Source organism: Brevibacterium rongguiense, from assembly GCF_009857845.1.
GTDB classification, from domain to species: Bacteria; Actinomycetota; Actinomycetes; order Actinomycetales; family Brevibacteriaceae; genus Brevibacterium; species Brevibacterium rongguiense.
The window spans coordinates 52307-73017 of sequence record NZ_WWEQ01000004.1 but is presented as its reverse complement, the minus strand read 5'-3'; the positions used below and the strand labels follow the sequence as shown (position 1 = coordinate 73017).

Here is a 20711-nt window from a genome sequence, read left to right as displayed (position 1 = left end):
ATGGGCCGCCGAGCGGCAGCGGTGGACCGCTGTCCGCACGTTCTGGGCTTTAGAAGTCCCAGTCCTCGTCTTCGGTGTTGACGGCCTTGCCGATGACGTAGGAGGAGCCGGAGCCGGAGAAGAAGTCGTGGTTCTCATCGGCGTTCGGGCTCAGTGCGGCGAGGATCGCGGGGTTCACGTCCGTCACGGTCGCCGGGAACATCGCCTCGTAGCCCAGGTTCATGAGCGCCTTGTTCGCGTTGTAGTGGAGGAACTTCTTGACGTCCTCGCTCAGGCCCACGGAGTCGTAGAGGTCGTGGGTGTACTGGACCTCGTTCTCGTAGAGCTCGAACATGAGGTTGAACGTGTAGTCCTTGAGCTCTTCGCGCTTGGCCTCGTCGACCCGCTCGAGCCCGCGCTGGTACTTGTAGCCGATGTAGTAGCCGTGCACGGCCTCGTCGCGGATGATGAGGCGGATGAGGTCCGCCGTGTTCGTCAGCTTCGCGTGGCTCGACCAGTACATGGGCAGGTAGAAGCCCGAGTAGAAGAGGAACGACTCGAGCAGGGTCGAGGCGACCTTGCGCTTGAGCGGCTCGTCCCCGCGGTAGTACTTGAGGATGATCTCCGCCTTGCGCTGGAGGTTCTGGTTCTCCGTCGACCAGCGGAAGGCGTCGTCGATCTCGCGGGTGGAGGTCAGCGTCGAGAAGATCGAGGAGTACGACTTCGCGTGCACGGACTCCATGAACGCGATGTTCGTGTAGACCGCCTCCTCGTGCGGGGTCAGCGAGTCCGGGATGAGCGAGACGGCGCCCACGGTTCCCTGGATCGTGTCGAGCAGCGTGAGGCCCGTGAACACGCGCATCGTGAGCGTGCGCTCCTCCTGCGTGAGCGTCGCCCAGGACTGCACGTCGTTGCTCAGCGGCACCTTCTCCGGCAGCCAGAAGTTCGCCGTCAGGCGATCCCAGACATCGGAGTCGACGTCGTCCTGGACGCGGTTCCAGTTGATCGCGTCGACGTGCGACACGAGCTTGAGCTTCTCCCCGCTCACGGTCATTCTTCTCCCCTATCGCAGGCGCCGCGCGGTGCGCCGGCGCTCCCATTCCTCCCGCGGGTCGCCCCGCGGCGCCCACCGCCCTCAGGCGGCGGGCCTCAGAGCATGCAGGACACGCAGCCCTCGACCTCCGTGCCCTGCAGCGCGAGCTGCCGGATGCGGATGTAGTAGACGGTCTTGATGCCCTTGCGCCACGCGTAGATCTGCGCGCGGTTGACGTCGCGGGTCGTCGCGGTGTCCTTGAAGAACAGCGTGAGCGACAGGCCCTGGTCCACGTGCTGGGTGGCCTCGGCGTACGTGTCGATGATCTTCTCGTAGCCCACCTCGTAGGCATCCTGGTAGTAGTCCAGGTTGTCGTTGTCCATGAAGGGCGCCGGGTAGTACACGCGCCCGATCTTGCCCTCCTTGCGGATCTCGATGCGCGAGGCCACGGGGTGGATCGACGAGGTGGAGTTGTTGATGTAGGAGATGGAGCCCGTGGGCGGCACCGCCTGCAGGTTCTGGTTGTAGATGCCGTGCTGGGCGACCTGCTCCTTGAGCTCGCGCCAGTCCTCCTGGGTGGGGATGTGCACGCCGGCGGCCTCGAAGAGGTCCGCGATGCGCTGCGTGCGCGGCGCCCACTCCTTCTCCGTGTAGGTGTCGAAGTACTCGCCGGTGGCGTACTTCGAGCGCTCGAAGCCGGCGAACGCGCGGCCGCGCTCCTTCGCGATCTCCATGGACGCCCGCACGCAGTGGTAGACCACGGTGTAGAAGTACATGTTCGTGAAGTCCAGCCCCTCCTCGGAGCCGTAGTGGATGCGCTCGCGGGCGAGGTAGCCGTGCAGGTTCATCTGCCCCAGGCCGATCGCGTGGGACATGTCGTTGCCGCGGTCGATCGAGGGCACCGAGGAGATGTTCGAGGTCTCCGAGACCGCGGTGAGGCCGCGGATGGCGGTCTCGACGGTCCGGCCGAAGTCCTCGGAGTCCATCGTCAGGGCGATGTTGAGCGAGCCCAGGTTGCACGAGATGTCCTTGCCCACCTCGGCGTAGGACAGGTCGTCGTTGTACGTGCTGGGCTCTGAGACCTGGAGGATCTCCGAGCACAGGTTCGACATCGTGACCTTGCCGTCGATGGGGTTGGCCCGGTTCACGGTGTCCTCGTACATGATGTACGGGTAGCCGGACTCGAACTGGATCTCCGCGAGCGTCTGGAAGAACTCGCGGGCGTTGATCTTCGTCTTCCGGATGTGCGGATTGTCGACCATCTCGTCGTACTTCTCCGTCACGGAGATCTCCGTGAAGGGCACGCCGTAGGCCTGCTGCACGTCGTACGGGCTGAAGAGGTACATGTCCTCGTTCTTCTTCGCCAGCTCGAACGTGATGTCCGGGATGACGACGCCCAGGCTCAGCGTCTTGATGCGGATCTTCTCGTCCGCGTTCTCCCGCTTCGTGTCGAGGAAGCGGTAGATGTCCGGGTGGTGGGCGTTGAGGTAGACCGCGCCCGCGCCCTGCCGGGCGCCCAGCTGGTTGGCGTAGGAGAACGAGTCCTCGAGCAGCTTCATGACGGGGATGACGCCGGAGGACTGGTTCTCGATCTTCTTGATCGGCGCGCCGGACTCGCGGATGTTCGTGAGGCTGAAGGCCACGCCGCCGCCGCGCTTGGACAGCTGGAGCGCCGAGTTGATCGAGCGCCCGATGGACTCCATATTGTCCTCGATGCGCAGCAGGAAGCAGGACACGAGCTCGCCGCGCTGCTTCTTGCCCGCGTTGAGGAACGTGGGCGTGGCCGGCTGGAAGCGCCCGGCGATGATCTCCTCGACGAGCTGGGTGGCCAGGGCCTCATCGCCGCGGGCCAGGAACAGCGCCACCATGACGACGCGGTCCTCGAAGCGCTCCAGGTAGCGCTTGCCGTCGAACGTCTTGAGCGTGTACGAGGTGTAGAACTTGAACGCGCCCAGGAACGTCTGGAAGCGGAACTTGCGCGCGTACGCGAGCTTCGACAGGCGCTCGATGAACTCGAACGAGTACTGCTCGAGCACCTCGGGCTCGTAGTAGTCGTGCTCGACGAGGTAGTCGAGCTTCTCGCGCAGGTCGTGGAAGAACACGGTGTTGTTGTTCACGTGCTGCAGGAAGTACTGGCGAGCGGCCTGCCGGTCGCGCTCGAACTGGATGCGCCCGTCCTGGTCGTACAGGTTGAGCATCGCGTTGAGCGCGTGGTAGTCGAGCTCCGTGTCCTCGCGGACGATCGACTCTAGGTCGCGTACTGCTGTCGTTGACACAGTGATTCCAATCCGTTGTTCACGTTGGCGACGTCTTCGGGGGTTCCCAGCAGCTCGAAGCGGTAGAGGACGGGCACGTCGCACTTGCGGGCCACGAGGTGGGCCGCGCGGCAGTAGTTCTCGCCGAAGTTCGTGTTCCCGGCCCCGATTACTCCGCGCAGGAGCTCCCGGTTGCCTTCGATGCTGAGGAATTTCTTGATCTGCTTGGGCACGGACCCTCGGTTGGGCCCTGCGCCGTACGTGGGGGTGATGAGCGCGTACGGCTCATCGACCTCCACGGCCGCGTCCCGCGTCAGCAGCGGCAGGCGCATGCTGGGGTGCGAGAGCTTCTGGGCGAAGCGGTGGGTGTATTCCGAGCTGCTGGAGTAGTAGACGACGAGCATCGTCGGACCTCCCGCGGGCTCAGGCGACGACGGAGGCGGCTGCGGCGCCGCTGCCGAGCGCGGCGATCTTGTCCGGGCGGAAGCCCGACCAGTGATCGCTGTCCGTCACGACGACCGGAGCCTGCAGGTAGCCCATCGCCTTGACCACGTCGAGCGCATCCGGGTCGACGCTGAGGTCGACGGAGCGGTAGTCGACGCCCTTGGCATCGAGGGCGCGGTAGGTCGCGTTGCACTGCACGCACGCGGGCTTCGTGTAGACGGTGATCATGTCCTGGTTCCTCCAGCGGTTCACGGGGCGGTGCTTGGGGCGCGGCGGGCCTGCGAGGCGGGAATCCGGGCGATTTCCGGAGTTTGTCCGCAAGCGGGGCGACCACAAGATGTTGTGTCTGGCGCCAACCGTACCCCCATATGGTGTGTTACACCAGTGTGGTTCGCCCCACCGCGCGTCGCCGTGCACAGGGTGCGGATGGGCCCTGCACAGGGCGGTGGAGAACCGAAGAACACCGGTGTAGTTCGATCACCTGCGCATTCGCGCCCGCACCCGGCAATCGTCCCTGCTCGCCTCCCCGAGCGGAGGTCCCGTCCTCCCCAGGAAGGGCGGGTTTGTCCACAGGAAAAAATCTTTGTGCCGCTTTCGCCACAGCCGCACCCGCCCTGTCACAGCCGCGCCCCCGACCGGCCCGCCGGCGCCCCTAGCGTGAGACCACCGGCACGCAGCCGGGCGGCAGCGGCGTCGCACGGGCGCCGGAGGCGAAGGGAGCACGCGCATGACGGCACCAGCGCACAGCCCACAGGCACACCCGCTCGCGGGGACCCGCGGCGCCGAACCGTGGCCGGGGCCCGCCCCCGTGCGCCGCACGGCCCAGGGGCGGGCCCGGTCCGCCGGCCCGGCCGGCGCCCGAACCACCCCGCCCCACTCGCGCACCGACCCGGACGCGGATGCCGCGCTGGCCGCCATCGACCGGTGCCTCGACGCAGCCCTCGTGGGCCAGCACCGCCTGCGGGAGACGCTCCTGCTGGGCCTGCTCACGGGCGGCCACGTGCTCCTCGAGAGCGTGCCGGGCCTGGCGAAGACCACCGGGGCCCAGGCCCTCGCGCACGCCGTGGACGGGACGTTCTCGCGCATCCAGGGCACCCCGGACCTACTGCCCTCGGACATCATCGGCGCCCAGGTGCTCAGCGACGGCCGCTTCGAGACGCGGCTGGGGCCCGTCCACGCCAACATCGTGCTGCTCGATGAGATCAACCGCTCGAGCGCGAAGACGCAGAGCGCCATGCTCGAGGCGATGGCGGAGAAGCAGACGACGATCGGCGGACAGCGCTTCGAGCTGCCGGACCCGTTCCTGGTCCTGGCCACCCAGAACCCGCTCGACCAGGAGGGCACGTATGCGCTGCCGGAGGCCCAGCTCGACCGCTTCGCCCTCAAGGACGTCCTCGCCTACCCCACGCAGGCCGAGGAGCTGGAGATGCTGCGCCGGCTCGAGGCGGGAACGCTGGGCACCGGGGACGGCGCAGACCGCCGGGCCTGCTCGCTGGCCCAGGTGCGCACCCTGCGCGCGGCCGCCGCGGCCACGTACATCGACCCCGCGATCAGCCGTTACATCGTCGCCATCGTCGCGGCGACCCGCACGGGCGGGCGCACCGGCCGCACGCCTCCCCCGCGGCTGGGCGCGCTGGCCGAGCACATCGCGTGCGGCGCCTCACCGCGCGCGTCGATCGCCTTCACCGCGTGCGCCAAGGCGCTCGCGCTGCTGCGCGGGCGCGCCTTCGTCATCCCGGAGGACGTCGCGGACCTCGCCCCGCGCGTGCTGTGCCACCGCATCGGCCTGACGTTCGAGGCCCGGGCGCTGGAAGTCAGGCCCCGCGACATCGTGGCCGCCGTCGTCGGGGCGGTGAGGGCGCCGTGAGCGGGCTCGCGCGCGAAGCGGCCGCCCACGCCCGGGAGCTGCGCCTGCCGGCGCTGGCCCGGGCGGCCGGCCAGCTCGACGGCGACTACGCCTCCGCGCTGCACGGCCGCAGCCTGGACGTCAGCGACCTGCGGGAGTACGAGGCCGGTGACCTGGTGCGCGACATCGACTGGCTGGCCAGTGCCCGCCGCGATGAGCCCATCGTCAAGCGCTACACCGCCTACCGCCGCCGCCGGGTGCTCCTCGTGACCGCCGGTGGAGCCGAGTTCTCCGCCCTCGCGGCCTCGGGCGAGGTCAAGCGGGAGGTCGCGCTCTGCACCGCCGCGCTGCTGGGCACCGCGGCGGTGCGCCACGGCGACGCCGTCGGCCTCATCGCGGGCGGGGCAGGCAGCGCCGCCGGTCCGGGCGACGGCGTCGACCCGGTGCGGATGAGCGCCCCGGTCGCCTCGAGCACCGGACTCGAGGCGGTGCTGCGCGCCCCGGTCTTCTGCGCCCCGGCGGCGGTGCCGGGCGGGCACGCCCCACACCGCGGCGTCCTGCGCCGGCGCACGCGCCGGCTCGTGCCGCGCGCGGCGGGATCGAGCGGCGCCGCCCGGTACGGCAGCCGGGCCGGTGGGTGCGGGAAATCGGCTCACATCCGCGAACCGCTGCGCTGGGCCGCCGAGCGCCTCGCGGGCCGCTGCGTCCTGCTCGTCATCGCCGACGAGGCTGCGCTGACCCCCGCCGACTTCCGCCTGCTCACACGGCTGCGGGCCCAGCACGAGGTCTTCTGGATCACGGTGGCAGACGCCCACCTCACGGGCTTCGCCGGCACCGGGCGCGAGCCCGTCGATCCGGCCTCCGGCACGCGGATCCTCGCGGAGCTGCTGGCCGCGCCGGGTCTCGCGGAGGCCTACGAGGCCGCCGAGGCGCAGCGCCGCGCCGCGCTCGACGCCCGGCTGCGCGGCCTGGCGGTCCCCCACGCGCGCATTCCCGGCACTGCGGGCGCGGCGCCGGCCCTGCGCCGCATGCTCCGGGAGGCCGCCCATGAGCGCTGACCTGAGCGCCCCCGTGCAGGCTGCCGCCGGCTGGCCGCTGCTGGGAGCCGCCCTGGTGGCCGTGAGCGCAGCCGTGCTCGCGTGGCCGCTCCTACGCCGCGCCCTGCGCACCCTGCGCGGGGGCGCCTCGGGTGCCGTGCCGCCCGCCCGACTCGCGGTGGTCTACGAGCGCCGCATCGGCGCCATCGAGGGCCGCTGGGAGGCCGGTGAGCTCGATGCCCGCGGCTGCGCGCTGGCGCTGGGCCGGCTGGTCCGCGACTACTGCGCCGAGGCGCGGGGCGTCGATGCCGCCGCCCTGCACCTGCGCGACCTGCGCGCCCGCTTCGCGCCGGCGGCGACCGTCATCGAGCGGCTCTACGCGCTCGAGTTCGCAGCCGAACCGGCCGCGGGACGTACCGCGGGTGCCCCCACCCTGCGTGCGCACGGCACGCCCCCCGCGCAGGATGGTCCCCCGCTGGACGGCGCCGCGACCCGCGGCGCCCTGCGCGCGGTCCGCCGCCTCATCGCCGGGACCGACGGTGGTCAGCGGCCCGCCGCGCTCGGGGCCTCCCGCGGCTCCGGACCGGTCGGCGCCAGAGGGCCGGTCGGCGCCTGCACGCCGGCCAGTGCCCGTGCCGCCCACGCCGGTGCAGCCCCCACCGGCCGCGGTCCCGCGCCCACGGTGCCCGCAGCCGTTCGCGAGGCGCGCTGATGTTCGCGCTCGGGTGGCTGGCCGCGAGCTGCGCGGCGGTGGGCGCCGTGGCCGTCCTCGGCGCCCTGATGATCGGCCGTGCCCGAGGGGCGCACGCGCCGGCCGCGCACCTGCACCGCCTCACGGGCCTGCCCGCGTTCGCCCGCGCCCGCCGCCGAGCCCTGGCGGCCGCGCTGGCCACCGCAGCGATCCTGCGCTCACCGGAGCGGGGCTCCTGGTGGGAATCGCGCGGCCGATGCACACGGAGACTTTCGATCCCCAGGGCTACCGGCGCGACGTCATGCTCTGCCTGGATGTCTCGGGTTCGATGGCGTCGTCGGACATCCAGCTCCTCGACAGCTACCTCGAGATGGTCCAGCGGTTCCGCGGGGAGCGGATCGGCCTGACCGTCTTCAGCTCCGCCGCGGTCTCCGTCTTCCCGCTCACGGACGACTACGCGGCCGCGCGCTCGTCGCTCGAGGAGGCCCGCGACGGCCTGCGCACCCACGGTTCGAAGGGCACCCGGTTCATCGCGGGCACGAACGACGCGTCGGCGTCCGGCTCGTCGCTCATCGGCGATGGCCTGGCCGCGTGCGCGGCCGGATTCGACCGGCGCGGCGAGGACCGCGCTCGTGCCCTCGTCTTCGCCACGGACAACGAGCTCAGCGGCCGCCCCCTCTACTCGCTGCCGCAGGCCGCCGCGGTGGTCAAGCGCACGGGGGCGCGCATCTACACGCTCGCCCCGCCCGCCGTCTTCAAAGCCGAGGCCGGTGAGCTTGCCGATCTCGCCGCCGATTCCGGCGGGGCGCACTTCCGGCTCGGCTGGGGCCGGCCGGCTGACGAGATCGTCGCGGCTGTCACCGCGCAGGAGGCGAAGCTGACCGCCGGCTCCGCCGTCACGGTGAGCCGAGACGTGCCCCGAGTCGCGCTCCTCGCCGCCCTGGCGGGTGTCGCCGCCTACATCGTCCTCACCTGGAGGCTGCGCCGATGACCCTCAACCCCGTGCTCCCGCTCTGGCTGCTCGCGGCAGGCGGCGCGGCCCTGTTGGGCCTGTGCGCCTGGGCCGCGGTGCGCGAGCGCGGCCGGCGCGCGCAGTGGGCCGCGCGGCTGGCGCTGGTGGCCCTGGTGCTCGCGGCCGCCGTGCGCCCCGGCGTGCCGCAGCAGGCGGCGGGGACGCGCACGGAGGCCGATGCGGACGTCTTCTTCGTCGTCGACACGACGGCCTCGATGGTGGCCGAGGACTGGGACGGCGCCCACCCCCGGCTCGACGGCGTCCGCAGGGATGCGGCGGACCTGGCCGCGCGCCTGCCGGGCGCGCGGTTCTCCCTCATCGCGTTCGACTCCTCCGCACAGGCCCGGATGCCGCTGACGACGGACACGGCCGCGCTGCGCTCCGCCCTCGAGGTGCTGGGCCCGGAGCTGACCTTCCGCTCGGCCGGCAGCTCGGTCGCGGAGGCCGCCGAGGTGCTGGGCGAGCGGCTCGAACGGGCCCGCGAGCAGCGGCCCGACAGCTCCCGGTACGTCTACTACCTGGGCGACGGGGAGCAGACGGCGCGGGGCGAGCCCAGGACCATGGCCCAGGCGGTGGGCCTGGTCACCGGCGGGGCGGTGCTGGGCTACGGCACCCGCGAGGGCGGCCGGATGCGGCGCACCGCCGGCTACGGCGCGGCCGTCCCCGGGTCGAGCGCGGGCGCCGGGCAGCCGAGTGCGGATGCGGCCCCGCCCTACATCGAGGACCCGCAGACCGGCACCGCGGCGCTCTCGCGCATCGACGAGGACCGGCTGCGCGCGATCGCCGCGCAGCTGCACGTGCCCTATGCCCACCGCAGCGCCGGGCAGTCGCTGAACACGGCGGTGGAGACCCCGGCGGTCCATCCGATCGCCGTGAGCGGCCCGTCGGCGGTGGACACGCGGTGCGAGTTCTTCTGGCTCTTCCTGCTGCCCGCGTTCGCCCTGCTCGTCGCCGAGGCGGGGGTCGTCGGGGTGCGCCTGCGCGCGGTGGGGCGCACCTCGGCCGGACGCGCACCCCGCCCCGCCCAGCGCGCGGGGACGCCGACCGGCACCGCACAGCCCAGGAGGCGGACATGACGACCACGGCCCCAGCCCGCCCGGTGCGCACCGAGGGCGCACCCGAACCGGCGCCTCGCCCACGGCAACCGCGCAGGCCCGCACCGCTGCGCGTCCTGCGGGCGGCGGCCGGCCTGCTCGCCGCCCTCGGCGGTGCCTACGCCCTGGTGCTCGCCGCACTGCTGGGCCTCAGCTGCGCCCAGTACGGCGCCGGCGACTACACCGCGGCCGCCGCGCGAGCCGACGCCTACACGTCCCTTGACCCGCTGCGGGGCTACCGCGGCCCCTTCGATGCCGGCACCGCCCGCGCGGCGGCCGGCGATCTGGACGCAGCCGAGGCGCGCTTGCGCACGGCGCTGGCGCGCGCTCCCGAGCGCGCCGCCTGCGCCGTCCGCCAGAACCTCGCCGCGGTGCTCGAACAGCGCGCGGAGCACACGGACACGGCGACCGCCGCGCACCGCGCGCAGCGCCACCGCCTGCTCTCGGAGGCGACGGAGATCCTCGCGCAGGCCCCGCGGTCCTGCCGCCCGGACGGCAGCGCCGCTGCGCGCGCCAACGACGCGGCCCGTCGGCGGATCGAGCGGACCCGCGCCGAGGACGAGCACCGCGCCCGCGAGGAGCGCGAGGCCGCCCAGCGCGCGGCCCAGCGGAAGTCCGCGGAGAAGGACGGCGCACAGGGCGGGAAGAAGTCCGGGCACAGCGCAGCTGCGTCCGGCGCATCCGGCAGTGGCACATCCACGGACAGGACGTCCGGCACAGGGGCGGGCGCCGGACAACCCAGTGACGGCCAGGACGACACGGGGACGCGCGGCGGCCGCTCGGGGGCCCAGCGGCGGCCGGCGGGCGACGCGCAGGGCTCCACCGCCTCGGCCGACGAGCGCGCCGAGCGCCTGCGGGAGCGCTCCCAGCGCGCCCAGCGCCGGCAGGGCCAGGATCAGGACCGGGACGGCGGCGACTCGAGTGCCAAGCCCTGGTGAGCTGGCGCCGGCGGGCTCCCGTCAGCGCCCGCGGATCACCCCGGCGAAGCCGGCCAGCAGCGCCCGGGCGTCGCGCTCGGTCTGCGGCTGCGCGGCATCGGCGGCGGCGATGAGCTCGTCCTTGTCGAAGCCGAGCTTCGCCAGGCCCGCGGGATCCCAGCGGCGCACGTTGTCCGGGCCGGACTCGGGGTGGAACTGGAGCCCCCACGCGGCCTCGCCCAGGCGGAACGCCTGATTGGCGCACAGGGTGCTGCTGGCCAGCAGCACGGCCTCGGGCGGGATCTCGAGGATCCGGTCCACGTGGCTTTCGATGAACGCGGTGGACGGTGTGACCTGCGCGAACACGCGATCCTCGCGGGCGGCGGCGCTGAGCTCGATGGGCGTGGAGCCCTTCTCCGGGGCCCCTGTCTGGGCCGCGACGCGCCCCCCGCCCACGTGGGCGATGAGCTGGCCGCCGAGGCAGATGCCCAGCTGCGGCAGGCCGGAGTCCAGGGCCGTGCGGACCAGCGCGGCCTCCTCGCGCAGCCAGGGCGCCCGGTCGGTCTCATCGGGCATGAGCCCGCCGCCCAGCATGATGAGCCCGGCGTAGTCGGCCAGCGCCTCCGGGGTGGGCAGTGCTCCGTGGCTGCCGATGCGCAGGTCGAACTCGAGGTCCTCCTCGACGAGCCACCGGGTGAGGCGGCCGGGACCGGACTCGATGTCGTTGACGATGATGAGGACGCGGCTCATCGGCTGCCCTCCTTCCGGTCCAGCAGGTCGGCGCCCACCGTTGCCGTGTACGCGGCGTCGTTGGCCTCGAGGACGCGCAGGACGTTGTCGAACCCGAGCCCGCGCAGCTCCGCGTCGCTCCAGCCGCGGCGGGCGAGCTCCTCGAAGAGGGCGGGGTAGCCGGCCGCGGAGTCGAGGCCCTCGGGCATCGAGTCGGTGCCGCACAGGTCGGAGCCCAGGCCCACGTACTGCGCGCCGATCCGCTCGCGGACGAAGTCGCAGTGGTCGGCGACGTCGGCGACGGTGACCTGGGGCGGGGTGCCGTGCTCCCCCGCCTCCACCCAGCGGCGGCGCTCGTCGGTGACGAACGAGGGGACGAACGTGATCATGAGGACGCCGCCGTTGTCCGGCAGCCGGTCGATGACGTCCGTGGGCACGTTGCGCGGGTGGGGGTTGAGCTCCGCAGCGCACGAGTGGCTGAAGACGACGGGCTGGGTCGTGAGATCGAGCGCCTGGTGCATGACGCTGGGGGCCACGTGCGAGAGGTCGACGATCATGCCGATCCGGTTCATCTCCTCAACGACCTCCCGGCCGAACGGCGCGAGGCCGCCGTGGCGGGGTGCATCGGTGGCCGAGTCGGCCCACTCGTGCGTCGTCGACCAGGTGAGCGTCATGTAGCGCGCGCCCAGGCGCGCATAGTCGCGCAGCACGGCCAGGGAGCCGTCGATCTGCTGGCCGCCCTCGACTCCCATGAGCGAGGCGGTGCGCCCGCTCGCGGCGACGGTGCGGACCTGCGCGGCGGTGGGGGCGAAGCCGAGCGCCTCCGGGTTGGCCGCGATGAGGCGGTGGACCAAGTCGATCTGCTCGAGCGTGGCCGTCACGGCCGCGGGGCCGGAGACGTCGCTGTGGACGAAGACGGACCAGAACTGCGCGGCGACGCCCCCCTCACGCAGCTGGGGCAGCGTGGTGAACGGGGAGACTGTGGGGTCGTCGAGGCGCTCGATCGAGCTCCCGTGCCGCTCCCGCAGGTGCCAGGGGAGGTCGTTGTGGCCGTCGAAGACGTCGTACATGGGGACTCCTGTTCGGTGGGGGTGCGGGTGGCTGTGGGGTGCGAGTGGCCGTGGGGGTGGGGGCGGAAGGGTGCGGGTGGCCCGGGCCGGCGCTCAGCAGGCGGGCGGGGATCCGGCCGTCTTCACCGGCGCCTTCGCGCCCGCGGTGAGCGTGCCGGCAAGGTACTTCGCGACGGCCCGCATGGCGTGCGGGTTGTCGGAGTAGGTGTTGAGGACGGTCTGCGCGCTCGCGCCTGCGACGCGCCACGGCCCGCCGGTGCCCACCACCACCTGGGCGCTGCCCTGCGGGGACAGGCTCACGGTGGTGCCGGAGCCGGTGCGCAGGCCCTCGTCCTCGGCCGCCTTGAGCAGCGCGGTCCGGGCCGCCTCCTCGCCGCCGGAGACGGAGATCGCGGCGGCGGGCCTCTTCACCCGGCACGTCCCCTTGAGCACGGTCAGCGAGGCATCGGCGAGGTCGGTGAAGGCCTTGTCGCCCTCGGCCGGGTGCGCCTGGGCCGCGGCCGAGGCGCGCTGCTGCCACAGCTGCATGGCCACGACGCGCTCGGCGGCCTGGGTCACCCGCGCCTTGGTCAGGTCACCGCTGCCCAGCGCGGTGCGCACGGCCCGCACGGCGGCCGCGGGGTCGGGCGGCATGAGGGCGAGGTCGGCACCGGCCCTGATCGCCTTGACGGTCTCCTGGCCGGGGGATTCGCTGATCGCGCCCATGTTGAGCGCGTCGGTGACCGCCACCCCGTCGAAGCCGGTGTCCTTGCGCAGCGAGGCGTAGACCTTGGGGTTGAGCGAGGCCGGAGCCGTCCCGCTGCCCGGCAGTCCGATGTGGCCGACGAGGACCATGGGCGCCCCGGCCTTCGTCGTGGCGCGGAAGGGCACGAGGTCGCGCTGCTTCATCTGCGCGAGTGACTTCTTGGAGGTGGGCAGGGACTTGTGGGAGTCCGTCTCGAGTGCCCCGTGGCCGGGGTAGTGCTTGGCCGAGGAGGCGATGCCGCCGGCCGTGTAGCCGTGCACGGCGGCAGCGGCCGTGCGGGCGACGAGCGCCGGCGAGGAGCCGGCGGAGCGCACGTTGATGGCGGCGTCGCGCTTGCCGATCGTGACGTCGGCGTCCGGTGCGAAGTCGGCGGTGAAGCCCAGGTCGCGCAGTTCGGCGCCCTGGGCCCGGGTGGCGGCCTGCGTGATCTTCGGCTTGTCGGCGGCGCCGGCCGCCATGAGGGGCGGGAAGCGGGTGGCGGCATCGCCCAGCCGCGCGACGGGTCCGCCCTCCTGGTCGACGTTGATCGCGGTGGCCCAGCCGCGGTCCCCCGCGGCTTCGCGCAGGGCGCCCGTCGTCTTCTTCACCTCGTCGGCCGTGGGCGACTGCGAGAGGTTGTAGCCCATGACGATGATGCCGGCCAGGTGGTTGTCCTTTACGAGCTTCGCGCCCGCGGCGGAGTCGGTGCCCTGGTAGTCGGCCATGATGACGGACCCGGCGAGCTCGTCGTCGTCCATCTTCGCGACGATGTCGCTTGCCCGCTGGCGGTCCTCGGCGCTGACGGCGCCCGGAGCTCCACTGGCCGTGGAGTCGGCCGCGGGGGTGCTCGCGGCCGCGGAGCCCGTGGGCGCCGCGCCGCTCTCACCGGCGTCCTGGCCAGCAGGGTTCGTGCAGCCGGAGAGTGCGAGGACCGTGGCCGCCGCGAGCGCGGGGAGGGTGACGAGGCGCATGACGACCATGCTAGCGAAGGCAGCGAGCGATCCCCTGGCGGTGTCCGGCGATGGAGGCGAGCGCGCAAGTGCGGCCGGGCGCAGCGATCCGGCACTGCGATCCGATGGCGCGATCGGCCCGGGGGGCTGCGATCCGAGGGCCACCGAATGGCAGACCGGTGAAGCGGTGGGCCGGCTGGATTCTGCGGCGGCGCGAGGGCACGGTGCGACCGCCCGGTGTGCGAGCTGTGATGGTTGTCATAGGCTGGGGACCCATACCGATGCGGCCGGGCCGGCCGTCACCGGCGGCCCCAGCGCATTGAGGAGCGAGATGTCCCAGCAGAATCCCCCACAGCAGCCCGGCGACCCCTCCTCGGAGGGCGGCGCACAGTACGGCTCCCAGGCGCAGCCCGGCCCCGAGGGGCAGCAGGGTTCCGCGCCGCAGAGCGGTGCGGCCCCGCAGTACGGCTCGGTGCCGCAGTTCGGCCCCTCCGCCGGTGCGCAGTCGTACGGCTCGCAGCCGCAGTACGGTTCCCAGCCCGGCCATGGATCGGCCCCGCAGCATGGGTCGCAACAGGGTTACGGCTCCGCACCGCAGTATGGGTCGCAGCCGGGTTACGGCTCGGCCCCGCAGTATGGGTCACAGCCGGGCTATGGCTCGGCCCCGCAGTACGGCTCTGCACCGCAGTACGGCTCCCAGCCCGGGTACGGCTCGGCCCCGCGGTACGGTTCCGAGCCGGCCGGGGCGCACGCCATGCAGCCCTACCAGCAGCCGGCGGGAATGCCGCCCTCGCAGCAGCCCAGCACCGCCATGGCCCCGGCGCCGGGGCCCGCACCGGCGCAGCACACCACCCACACGACGGTCGTCCAGCAGCCCAAGAGCGTGGGCCTCGCGTTCGTGCTCAGCTTCTTCTTCGGACCGCTCGGCATGTTCTACTCGACGGTCGCCGGAGCGATCGTCATGCTCATCGTCAGCGTGGTGGCGGCGCTCTTCACGTGGGGTGTCTCGCTGTTCGTCACGGAGCCCATCTGCATCATCTGGGCCTGCGTGGCGGCAGCGAACGCCAACAGCCGCACCCGCGTGCACAGCTACACGACGACCACGAACGGCTGAGCAGGCCCGCCCGCCCAAGCGCATCCTGTGTGCGCCTCGGCAGCGGGCGGAGGCACAGCGCCGACCGTGTCGGTGGAGGCGCGCGCCCGGTGCGCGCCTCGGCGGCGGCGGCCCGGCGTTCCACTCAGCTGTGCGACTACGCTGAGCGGCAGTGGCGCCGCTCCCCCGCATCGACCCCGGTGTGAGCGGGTTCGGGCCGTGAAGGAGAGACATGGAGATCACAGGCGCCGTCCTCGAAGAGGTCGGCACGGCGCAGCGGCCCTACGCCCAGAGCCGGCCGCTGAAACTGCAGACGCTCACCCTCGACGATCCCGGGCCGGACGAGGTCCTGATCCGGGTGCGCGCGGCGGGCCTGTGCCATTCGGACCTCTCGGTGGTCGACGGCAACCGGCCGCGCCCCATGCCCATGCTGCTCGGCCACGAGGCCTCGGGCATCGTGGAGAAGGTGGGCGCCAACGTCGACGACATCGAGGTCGGCCAGCAGGTGAGCACCGTGTTCCTGCCGCGCTGCGGTGAGTGCGCGAACTGCCGGACGAACGGCAAGCTGCCCTGCACTCCCGGTACCGCGACGAACAACGCGGGGACCCTGGTGGGCGACCACGTGCGGCTGCACCGCGGGTCCGAGACGGTGCTCCACCATCTGGGGGTCTCCGGCTTCGCCGACCACGCCGTCCTCCACCGCAGCTCCGTGGTGCCCGTGGGCGACGATGTGCCGCCGGAGATCGCAGCCGTGCTGGGCTGCGCGGTGCTCACCGGCGGCGGCGCCGTCATCAACGCGGGCAAGCCGGGCGAGGACGACGACGTCATGATCGTGGGCCTGGGGGGCGTGGGCATGGCCGCGCTCATCACGGCCGTGTCCCTGCCCACCGGCAAGGTGATCGGCGTCGACGCGAATCGCGCGAAGCTCGACCGGGCGCTCGAGCTGGGCGCCGACGAGGTCTACACCCCAGACGAGGTCGCCGAGCAGGGCGTGCGCGCACCCGTCGTCATCGAGGCCGCAGGCCACCCGCGCGCCTTCGAGACGGCGTTCGCGGCCACCGCGGTGGGCGGCACCACGGTCACGGTGGGACTGCCCGCGCCCCAGGCGGAGTCGACGCTCACTCCCCTGACGCTGACGGCCGAGGCGCGCACCGTGGTGGGCTCGTATCTGGGCTCTGCTGTGCCCGCGAAGGACATCCCCACGTACGAACGACTGTGGCGGGATAGGGGCCTTCCCATAGCCGAATTAATATCCAGTACAATCGTAATCACCGACATCAACGAGGCGCTCGACACCCTCGCGGACGGCGAAGCCGTCCGCCAGGTCATCCTCTTCGAGGACTGAGCGCGCAGTGCCTCCGGCGCGTCAGCGCCGCAGACGTCGCCCCGATCGCGGAGGGGCGGCTGGCCCACGGGCAACAGGCCAGCCGCCCCTTCGCTCTGCCCGGTGCAGGGTGGGCAGCGCCCGGCGCGGTGCAACCCCGCCCAGCGCGCGCAGACCCCAGAGCGGCAGGCGAACCCCAGCCAAGGCGCGACGCAGTCTCGAACACCGCAGGCGCAGGTCTGCAGAGCGCAAGCGGCGCGGGCACAGGAAAAGCCCCCGCAGGCCGCGTGTGCGCGGCCTGCGGGGGCTCATACGTGGAGATGGCGGGAATCGAACCCGCGTCCGTCGGCAAGTTGCCGGGCATTCTCCGGGTGCAGTTCGTGAAGCAGCTTCTTAGGTCCTGGTCATCGCACGAACACGTAGACCAGCGGACGGAGTTGAGTAGAAGTCCCGTCGGCACCCCCAACATGTGCCGACAGCAGTGGCTTTCTCGCTGACGCCAGTGACTAGAGTGAAAGCAACTCTAGGCTGACGGAGTCGCAGCTCGCTGTTGAATGCCTGTTATCAGGCGGCGAGGGCGAACTCGGTGCGGTTGTTAGACTTAGCACCTATTTTTTGCAGAGGACATTAACGAGATGACTCTGCATTCTCGACCCGCTTCTCCCGACGCGTTGTCCAACGTCGAAACCGATCATCCCCGTATGCAGTTTTCAAACACTGCCCCTTCTCCGCGGGCCCGCCGTCACTGTGAGACCGAACGTGCCATCGAAGGAGAGGCCCTTTACTGTACCCCGCACAACGGCGCTCGGTCCACCGCTATTCCCCGGCGATGGCATCGGCCCAGTCTCCCGCGGGCTGGCGCGGCAGGCGGCACTTGTACACAGCTTCTTCCACAGGCGCGCCGGTTTTTCCACACGGCTGCGGAGAAATCCGCATCGTCCCAGGTCAGCGGCGAATGGGCGTGCGCAGCCTCGCTGTGGTACCGCATCGCGACCAGGGACCTGCCACGAGTTGTGCACCGCTTTTCCACAGCCCGCCCTGTGCGCTCGATACGCAGGCGGGCAGCACAGCCGCGGGCACATGCTGGGGCCGGCTGCGGCGAGGAGGATCAGTCCATGTTGCGGCGCAGCGACATGGCGCGCTGCGCCTCGCGGGCATCCTGCTTCTCGCGCAGGGCCTGGCGCTTGTCCCAGTCCTTCTTGCCGCGGGCCACGGCCATCTCGACCTTCGCACGCGAACCGTCGAAGTAGAGCTCCAGCGGGATGAGCGTGCGGCCGGATTCCTTGAGCTTCTGGGAGATGCGCAGGATCTCATCGCGGTGCAGCAGCATCTTCCGCCTGCGTCGGGCGGCGTGGTTCGTCCAAGTGCCCTGCAGGTACTCGGGGATGTAAACACCCTCGAGCCAGGCCTCGTTCTGGAAGATGAGCCCGAAACCGTCGGTGAGCGAGGCACGCCCCTCGCGCAGCGACTTGACCTCCGTGCCCGTGAGCGCGAGCCCGGCCTCGTAGGTGTCCTCGATGTGGTAGTCGTACCGCGCCCGGCGGTTGCGCGCGATGACCTTCTTCGAGGTGCGCTGCTCCTCGATCTTCTTCTTGCTCTTCGCCATGGCGCCTCCCCTCGGACTCGTCTGCCTGCCACGACATGCCGCTGTGCGCGCCGACCGCCTCCGCGAGGAGCACGGTGCCGGCACTGGACCAACGGCTCGCCAAGTCTAGCGAGTACGGCATCAAGACCGCACACCGGGCGGCCACACACGCCCGCCGAGCAGCCGGACCAGGCTGCCGGACCGAGCACCCAGATCGGGCGGCTGACCCGCCCACTTACCCGCTGGCCGTTCCTCGCCCAGGGACTGTGACTCCCCCGGCAGAGCGCCAAGACCCCTTGCTGATTGCGCGCGCGCCGTTCGTTCAGCTGTCTTTTAGGGAAATATCACGAAACGACCTGGTCGGAGCCGTTGAGCACAAGGTAGGTTCGGTTGTGCCGAGGCCCCATTCGGGGGCCCCATGAAAGGAATGATCATGACTGACCAGCACGATCTCGACACCCTCATCGGCACCACTGTCTTCGACCAGGACGGCGACAAGGTCGGCTCGATCGGCCAGGTGTACCTGGACGACCGCACGGAAGAGCCCAAGTTCGTCACCGTCAACACCGGCCTCTTCGGCTCGCACGAGACCTTCGTGCCCTACAGCGCGGCGGAGCGCTCGGATAAGGGCCTGCGCGTGCCCTTCGAGAAGTCCTACATCAAGGACGCCCCGAGCATCGGCTCCGAGGGCCACCTGTCCCCCGAGGACGAGCGCCGCCTCTTCGAGTACTACCAGGTCGACTACAACGACGCCGGCGGCGATGCCGGGCGCCGCGACCACGATGACCGCCGCGGCGATCACGACCACGCCGGCCGCGATGCGGCTGCCGGTACGGCCGGTGCCGCAGGCGTGGGCGCCGCGGGAGCCGCCGGGGCTGCCGACGGCCGCCGCGACGGCGCAGACCACCGCGATGCCGCCCACGACGCCAAGCGCGCCGTGGATCCCCGCGATGACCGCCGCGGTGCCGAGGGCGCGGACTCCGTTGTGGCCCACGAGGAGCGCCTCAACGTCGGCACGGAGACCCACGAGGCCGGCCGTGCTCGCCTGCGCAAGCGCGTGGTGACCGAGCACCAGTCGGTTGACGTGCCCGTCCAGCGCGAGGAGCTCGTCGTCGAGCGCGAGAAGATCGACCCGAACTCCCCCGAGGCGCGCAGTGGGCACATCGACCGCGATGGCGAGGTCGACGAGACGATCACGCTGCGCGAGGAGCGCCCCGTGGTCGACAAGGAGACCGTCGCCACCGAGCGCGTCAACGTGGGCACCCGCACGGTGCAGGACACGAAGACCGTCTCCGGCGAGGTTCGCAAGGAGCAGATCGAGGTCGACGGTGCCGAGCGCGGCGCCGACGGCCGCGGTGTCGATGGCCGTGGTGCGGATGGCGGCGATGTCGACCCGCGCGATGTGGACGGCGCGCCCCGCCACTGAGGCTGCCCCGCAGCGGACGCTGACCCGTGCTCCGGCGCGGGCGGCGCCCGCTGAGCCGGGAGTGCCGCAAGGGCCCCTGGGATCATCCGATCCCAGGGGCCCTTGCGTGTGCGCAGTGCGGTGTGCCCCTCCCAGCGCCGCCGCACGTGCAAGCGCTCCCCGCGCCCGAGGTGAGCGCCGGCGCCCGCCGGGACGCGCGGAAGGCGCGGCTCAGGGGTTGCTGGCCTCGGCCTCGGCGGCCTTCTCCTGCTCCTTGCGCCAGCGGATGCCGGCCTCGAGGAAGCCGTCGATGTCGCCGTCGAAGACGGCCTGGGGGTTGTTGACCTCGTAGTTGGTGCGCAGGTCCTTGACCATCTGGTACGGGTGGGTGACGTAGGAGCGCATCTGGTCGCCCCAGCTGGCCTTGATGTCCCCGGCGAGGCTCTTCTTCTGCGCCTCCTCCTCTTCCTGCTTGCGGGCCAGCAGGCGGGACTGGAGGACGCGCATGGCAGCAGCGCGGTTCTGGATCTGGGACTTCTCGTTCTGCATGGACACGACGATGCCGGTGGGCTCGTGGGTGATGCGCACAGCGGAGTCGGTCGTGTTGACCGACTGGCCGCCGGGGCCCGAGGAGCGGAAGACGTCGATGCGCAGGTCGTTCTCGTCGATGTCGATATGGTCCGTGGTCTCGATGAGCGGGACCACCTCCACGGCGGCGAACGACGTCTGGCGGCGGCCCTGATTGTCGAAGGGGCTGATGCGCACCAGCCGGTGCGTGCCGGCCTCCACGGACAGGGTGCCGAACGCGTAGGGGGCGTTGACCTGAATTGTCGCGGACTTGATGCCGGCGCCCTCCGCGTAGGAAGTGTCGAGCTCCTGGACGCCGTAGTCCTTGTTCTCCGCCCAGCGGATGTACATGCGGGCCAGCGTCTGGGCGAAGTCCGTGGCGTCGTCGCCACCGGCGCCGGAGCGCACCGTGATGACGGCGGCTCGCTCGTCGTACTCGCCGGAGAGCAGCGTGGAGATCTCCAGGGCGGAGAGCTCCTTGTTCAGCTTCTCGATCTCCGCGGTGGCCTCGTCGAGGGACTCCTGGTCGTCCTCGTCCTGGGCCATGGAGACGAGCAGCTCCACGTCCTCGATGCGCGAGTCGAAGCGCTCGAGCTTCTCCAGCGTCGACTGCTTGTGCGAGAGCTTGGAGGTCACCGCCTGCGCCTCGTCCGGGTTGTCCCAGAGGTTCGGGGCGGCGGCGGCCTCCGTGAGCTCCGCGACCTCGGAGCGCAGCTGCTCGACGTCGGAGACGTCGCGGATGGAGCCGAAGGTCTGCTGGAGGGCGGCGATCTGCGCCGCGAAGTCAATGGCCATAGTCCCTCCAGGTTAGTTCATGGCGGTGACGCGGCGGGGTGGGCGGGCTGGCACCGAGCGGAGGGCGGCTGGCTCGGTGGCCCCGGGGACCACCGCAGTCGAACCGCTTGTCCACAGTTGCCCTGCAGGGTCTGGCGCACCGGGGCACCCGGGGCTAGATT

General features: G+C 71.8%; 18 protein-coding genes and 1 other RNA gene. 9 read left to right on the top strand and 10 right to left on the bottom strand.

Annotated features, from left to right (window positions below; genetic code table 11):
• Positions 1-49 precede the first annotated feature (49 nt).
• The 4 genes from nrdF to nrdH all read right to left on the bottom strand — a co-directional run bounded on the left by nrdF (position 50) and on the right by nrdH (position 3939).
• Positions 50-1033 carry a class 1b ribonucleoside-diphosphate reductase subunit beta gene (gene nrdF / locus GSY69_RS01810; protein WP_160952183.1) on the bottom strand — a complete coding sequence of 328 codons (984 nt, stop codon included), beginning with the start codon at positions 1031-1033 and terminating at the stop codon, positions 50-52.
• Positions 1034-1128: 95 nt separating this feature from the next.
• Complete coding sequence (gene nrdE / locus GSY69_RS01805; RefSeq protein WP_160952182.1) at positions 1129-3288, bottom strand: class 1b ribonucleoside-diphosphate reductase subunit alpha; 2160 nt, start codon at positions 3286-3288, stop codon at positions 1129-1131.
• Positions 3261-3671 (bottom strand): class Ib ribonucleoside-diphosphate reductase assembly flavoprotein NrdI, encoded by a 411-nt coding sequence (gene nrdI, locus GSY69_RS01800; protein WP_160952181.1) that lies wholly within the window; start codon positions 3669-3671, stop codon positions 3261-3263. The genes nrdE and nrdI overlap by 28 nt, the downstream gene beginning before the upstream one ends.
• Positions 3672-3690: 19 nt before the next feature.
• Positions 3691-3939: a glutaredoxin-like protein NrdH gene (gene nrdH / locus GSY69_RS01795; RefSeq protein WP_160952180.1), complete on the bottom strand. Its 249-nt coding sequence runs from the start codon at positions 3937-3939 to the stop codon at positions 3691-3693.
• A 499-nt stretch (positions 3940-4438) separates the two neighbouring features.
• Between nrdH and GSY69_RS01790 the strand changes: the two genes are divergently transcribed.
• The 6 genes from GSY69_RS01790 (at position 4439) to GSY69_RS01765 (ending at position 10329) form a co-directional block, all read left to right on the top strand.
• On the top strand, positions 4439-5578 hold the full coding sequence (locus GSY69_RS01790; protein ID WP_160952179.1) for an AAA family ATPase: 1140 nt from the start codon (positions 4439-4441) through the stop codon (positions 5576-5578).
• Complete coding sequence (locus GSY69_RS01785; protein WP_160952178.1) at positions 5575-6615, top strand: DUF58 domain-containing protein; 1041 nt, start codon at positions 5575-5577, stop codon at positions 6613-6615. Before GSY69_RS01790 ends, GSY69_RS01785 begins: the two co-directional genes overlap by 4 nt.
• Positions 6605-7306 carry a hypothetical protein gene (locus tag GSY69_RS01780; protein ID WP_160952177.1) on the top strand — a complete coding sequence of 234 codons (702 nt, stop codon included), beginning with the start codon at positions 6605-6607 and terminating at the stop codon, positions 7304-7306. The genes GSY69_RS01785 and GSY69_RS01780 overlap by 11 nt, the downstream gene beginning before the upstream one ends.
• Positions 7307-7541: 235 nt before the next feature.
• Positions 7542-8276, top strand: a complete 735-nt coding sequence (locus GSY69_RS01775; protein WP_160952176.1) for a vWA domain-containing protein — start codon at positions 7542-7544, stop codon at positions 8274-8276.
• Positions 8273-9373 carry a vWA domain-containing protein gene (locus tag GSY69_RS01770; protein ID WP_160952175.1) on the top strand — a complete coding sequence of 367 codons (1101 nt, stop codon included), beginning with the start codon at positions 8273-8275 and terminating at the stop codon, positions 9371-9373. The genes GSY69_RS01775 and GSY69_RS01770 overlap by 4 nt, the downstream gene beginning before the upstream one ends.
• Entirely contained in the window at positions 9370-10329 is a 960-nt protein-coding gene (locus GSY69_RS01765) for a hypothetical protein (protein ID WP_160952174.1), read from the top strand. Before GSY69_RS01770 ends, GSY69_RS01765 begins: the two co-directional genes overlap by 4 nt.
• Positions 10330-10350: 21 nt before the next feature.
• Here GSY69_RS01765 and GSY69_RS01760 read toward each other — a convergent pair whose 3' ends face one another.
• The 3 genes from GSY69_RS01760 to GSY69_RS01750 all read right to left on the bottom strand — a co-directional run bounded on the left by GSY69_RS01760 (position 10351) and on the right by GSY69_RS01750 (position 13802).
• The gene (locus GSY69_RS01760; protein WP_160952173.1) at positions 10351-11058 is read right to left on the bottom strand and encodes a type 1 glutamine amidotransferase; all 708 of its coding nucleotides are present in this window, start codon (positions 11056-11058) and stop codon (positions 10351-10353) included.
• Positions 11055-12107, bottom strand: coding sequence for a dipeptidase (locus GSY69_RS01755; protein ID WP_160952172.1), 1053 nt, complete (start codon positions 12105-12107; stop codon positions 11055-11057). Before GSY69_RS01755 ends, GSY69_RS01760 begins: the two co-directional genes overlap by 4 nt.
• Before the next feature lie 93 nt (positions 12108-12200).
• Positions 12201-13802 (bottom strand): glycoside hydrolase family 3 N-terminal domain-containing protein, encoded by a 1602-nt coding sequence (locus GSY69_RS01750; protein ID WP_160952171.1) that lies wholly within the window; start codon positions 13800-13802, stop codon positions 12201-12203.
• Between the two features lie 310 nt (positions 13803-14112).
• On the opposite strand from GSY69_RS01750, the gene GSY69_RS14070 reads away from it, so the two are divergent.
• Positions 14113-14895, top strand: coding sequence for an SUR7/PalI family protein (locus GSY69_RS14070; RefSeq protein ID WP_202410730.1), 783 nt, complete (start codon positions 14113-14115; stop codon positions 14893-14895).
• A gap of 211 nt (positions 14896-15106) precedes the next feature.
• Complete coding sequence (locus tag GSY69_RS01740) at positions 15107-16219, top strand: alcohol dehydrogenase catalytic domain-containing protein (protein WP_160952170.1); 1113 nt, start codon at positions 15107-15109, stop codon at positions 16217-16219.
• Positions 16220-16510: 291 nt separating this feature from the next.
• Here the strand turns inward: GSY69_RS01740 and ssrA are convergent.
• Positions 16511-16897, bottom strand: a transfer-messenger RNA (tmRNA) gene (ssrA, locus tag GSY69_RS01735).
• Between the two features lie 409 nt (positions 16898-17306).
• Positions 17307-17804 (bottom strand): SsrA-binding protein SmpB, encoded by a 498-nt coding sequence (smpB, locus tag GSY69_RS01730; protein ID WP_160952169.1) that lies wholly within the window; start codon positions 17802-17804, stop codon positions 17307-17309.
• Positions 17805-18216: 412 nt separating this feature from the next.
• On the opposite strand from smpB, the gene GSY69_RS01725 reads away from it, so the two are divergent.
• Positions 18217-19209, top strand: a complete 993-nt coding sequence (locus GSY69_RS01725; RefSeq protein WP_235936200.1) for a PRC and DUF2382 domain-containing protein — start codon at positions 18217-18219, stop codon at positions 19207-19209.
• 210 nt (positions 19210-19419) lie between these two features.
• On the opposite strand, the gene prfB is transcribed toward GSY69_RS01725, so the two are convergent.
• Positions 19420-20550 carry a peptide chain release factor 2 gene (gene prfB / locus GSY69_RS01720; RefSeq protein WP_160952167.1) on the bottom strand — a complete coding sequence of 377 codons (1131 nt, stop codon included), beginning with the start codon at positions 20548-20550 and terminating at the stop codon, positions 19420-19422.
• Between the last annotated feature and the right edge of the window lie 161 nt (positions 20551-20711).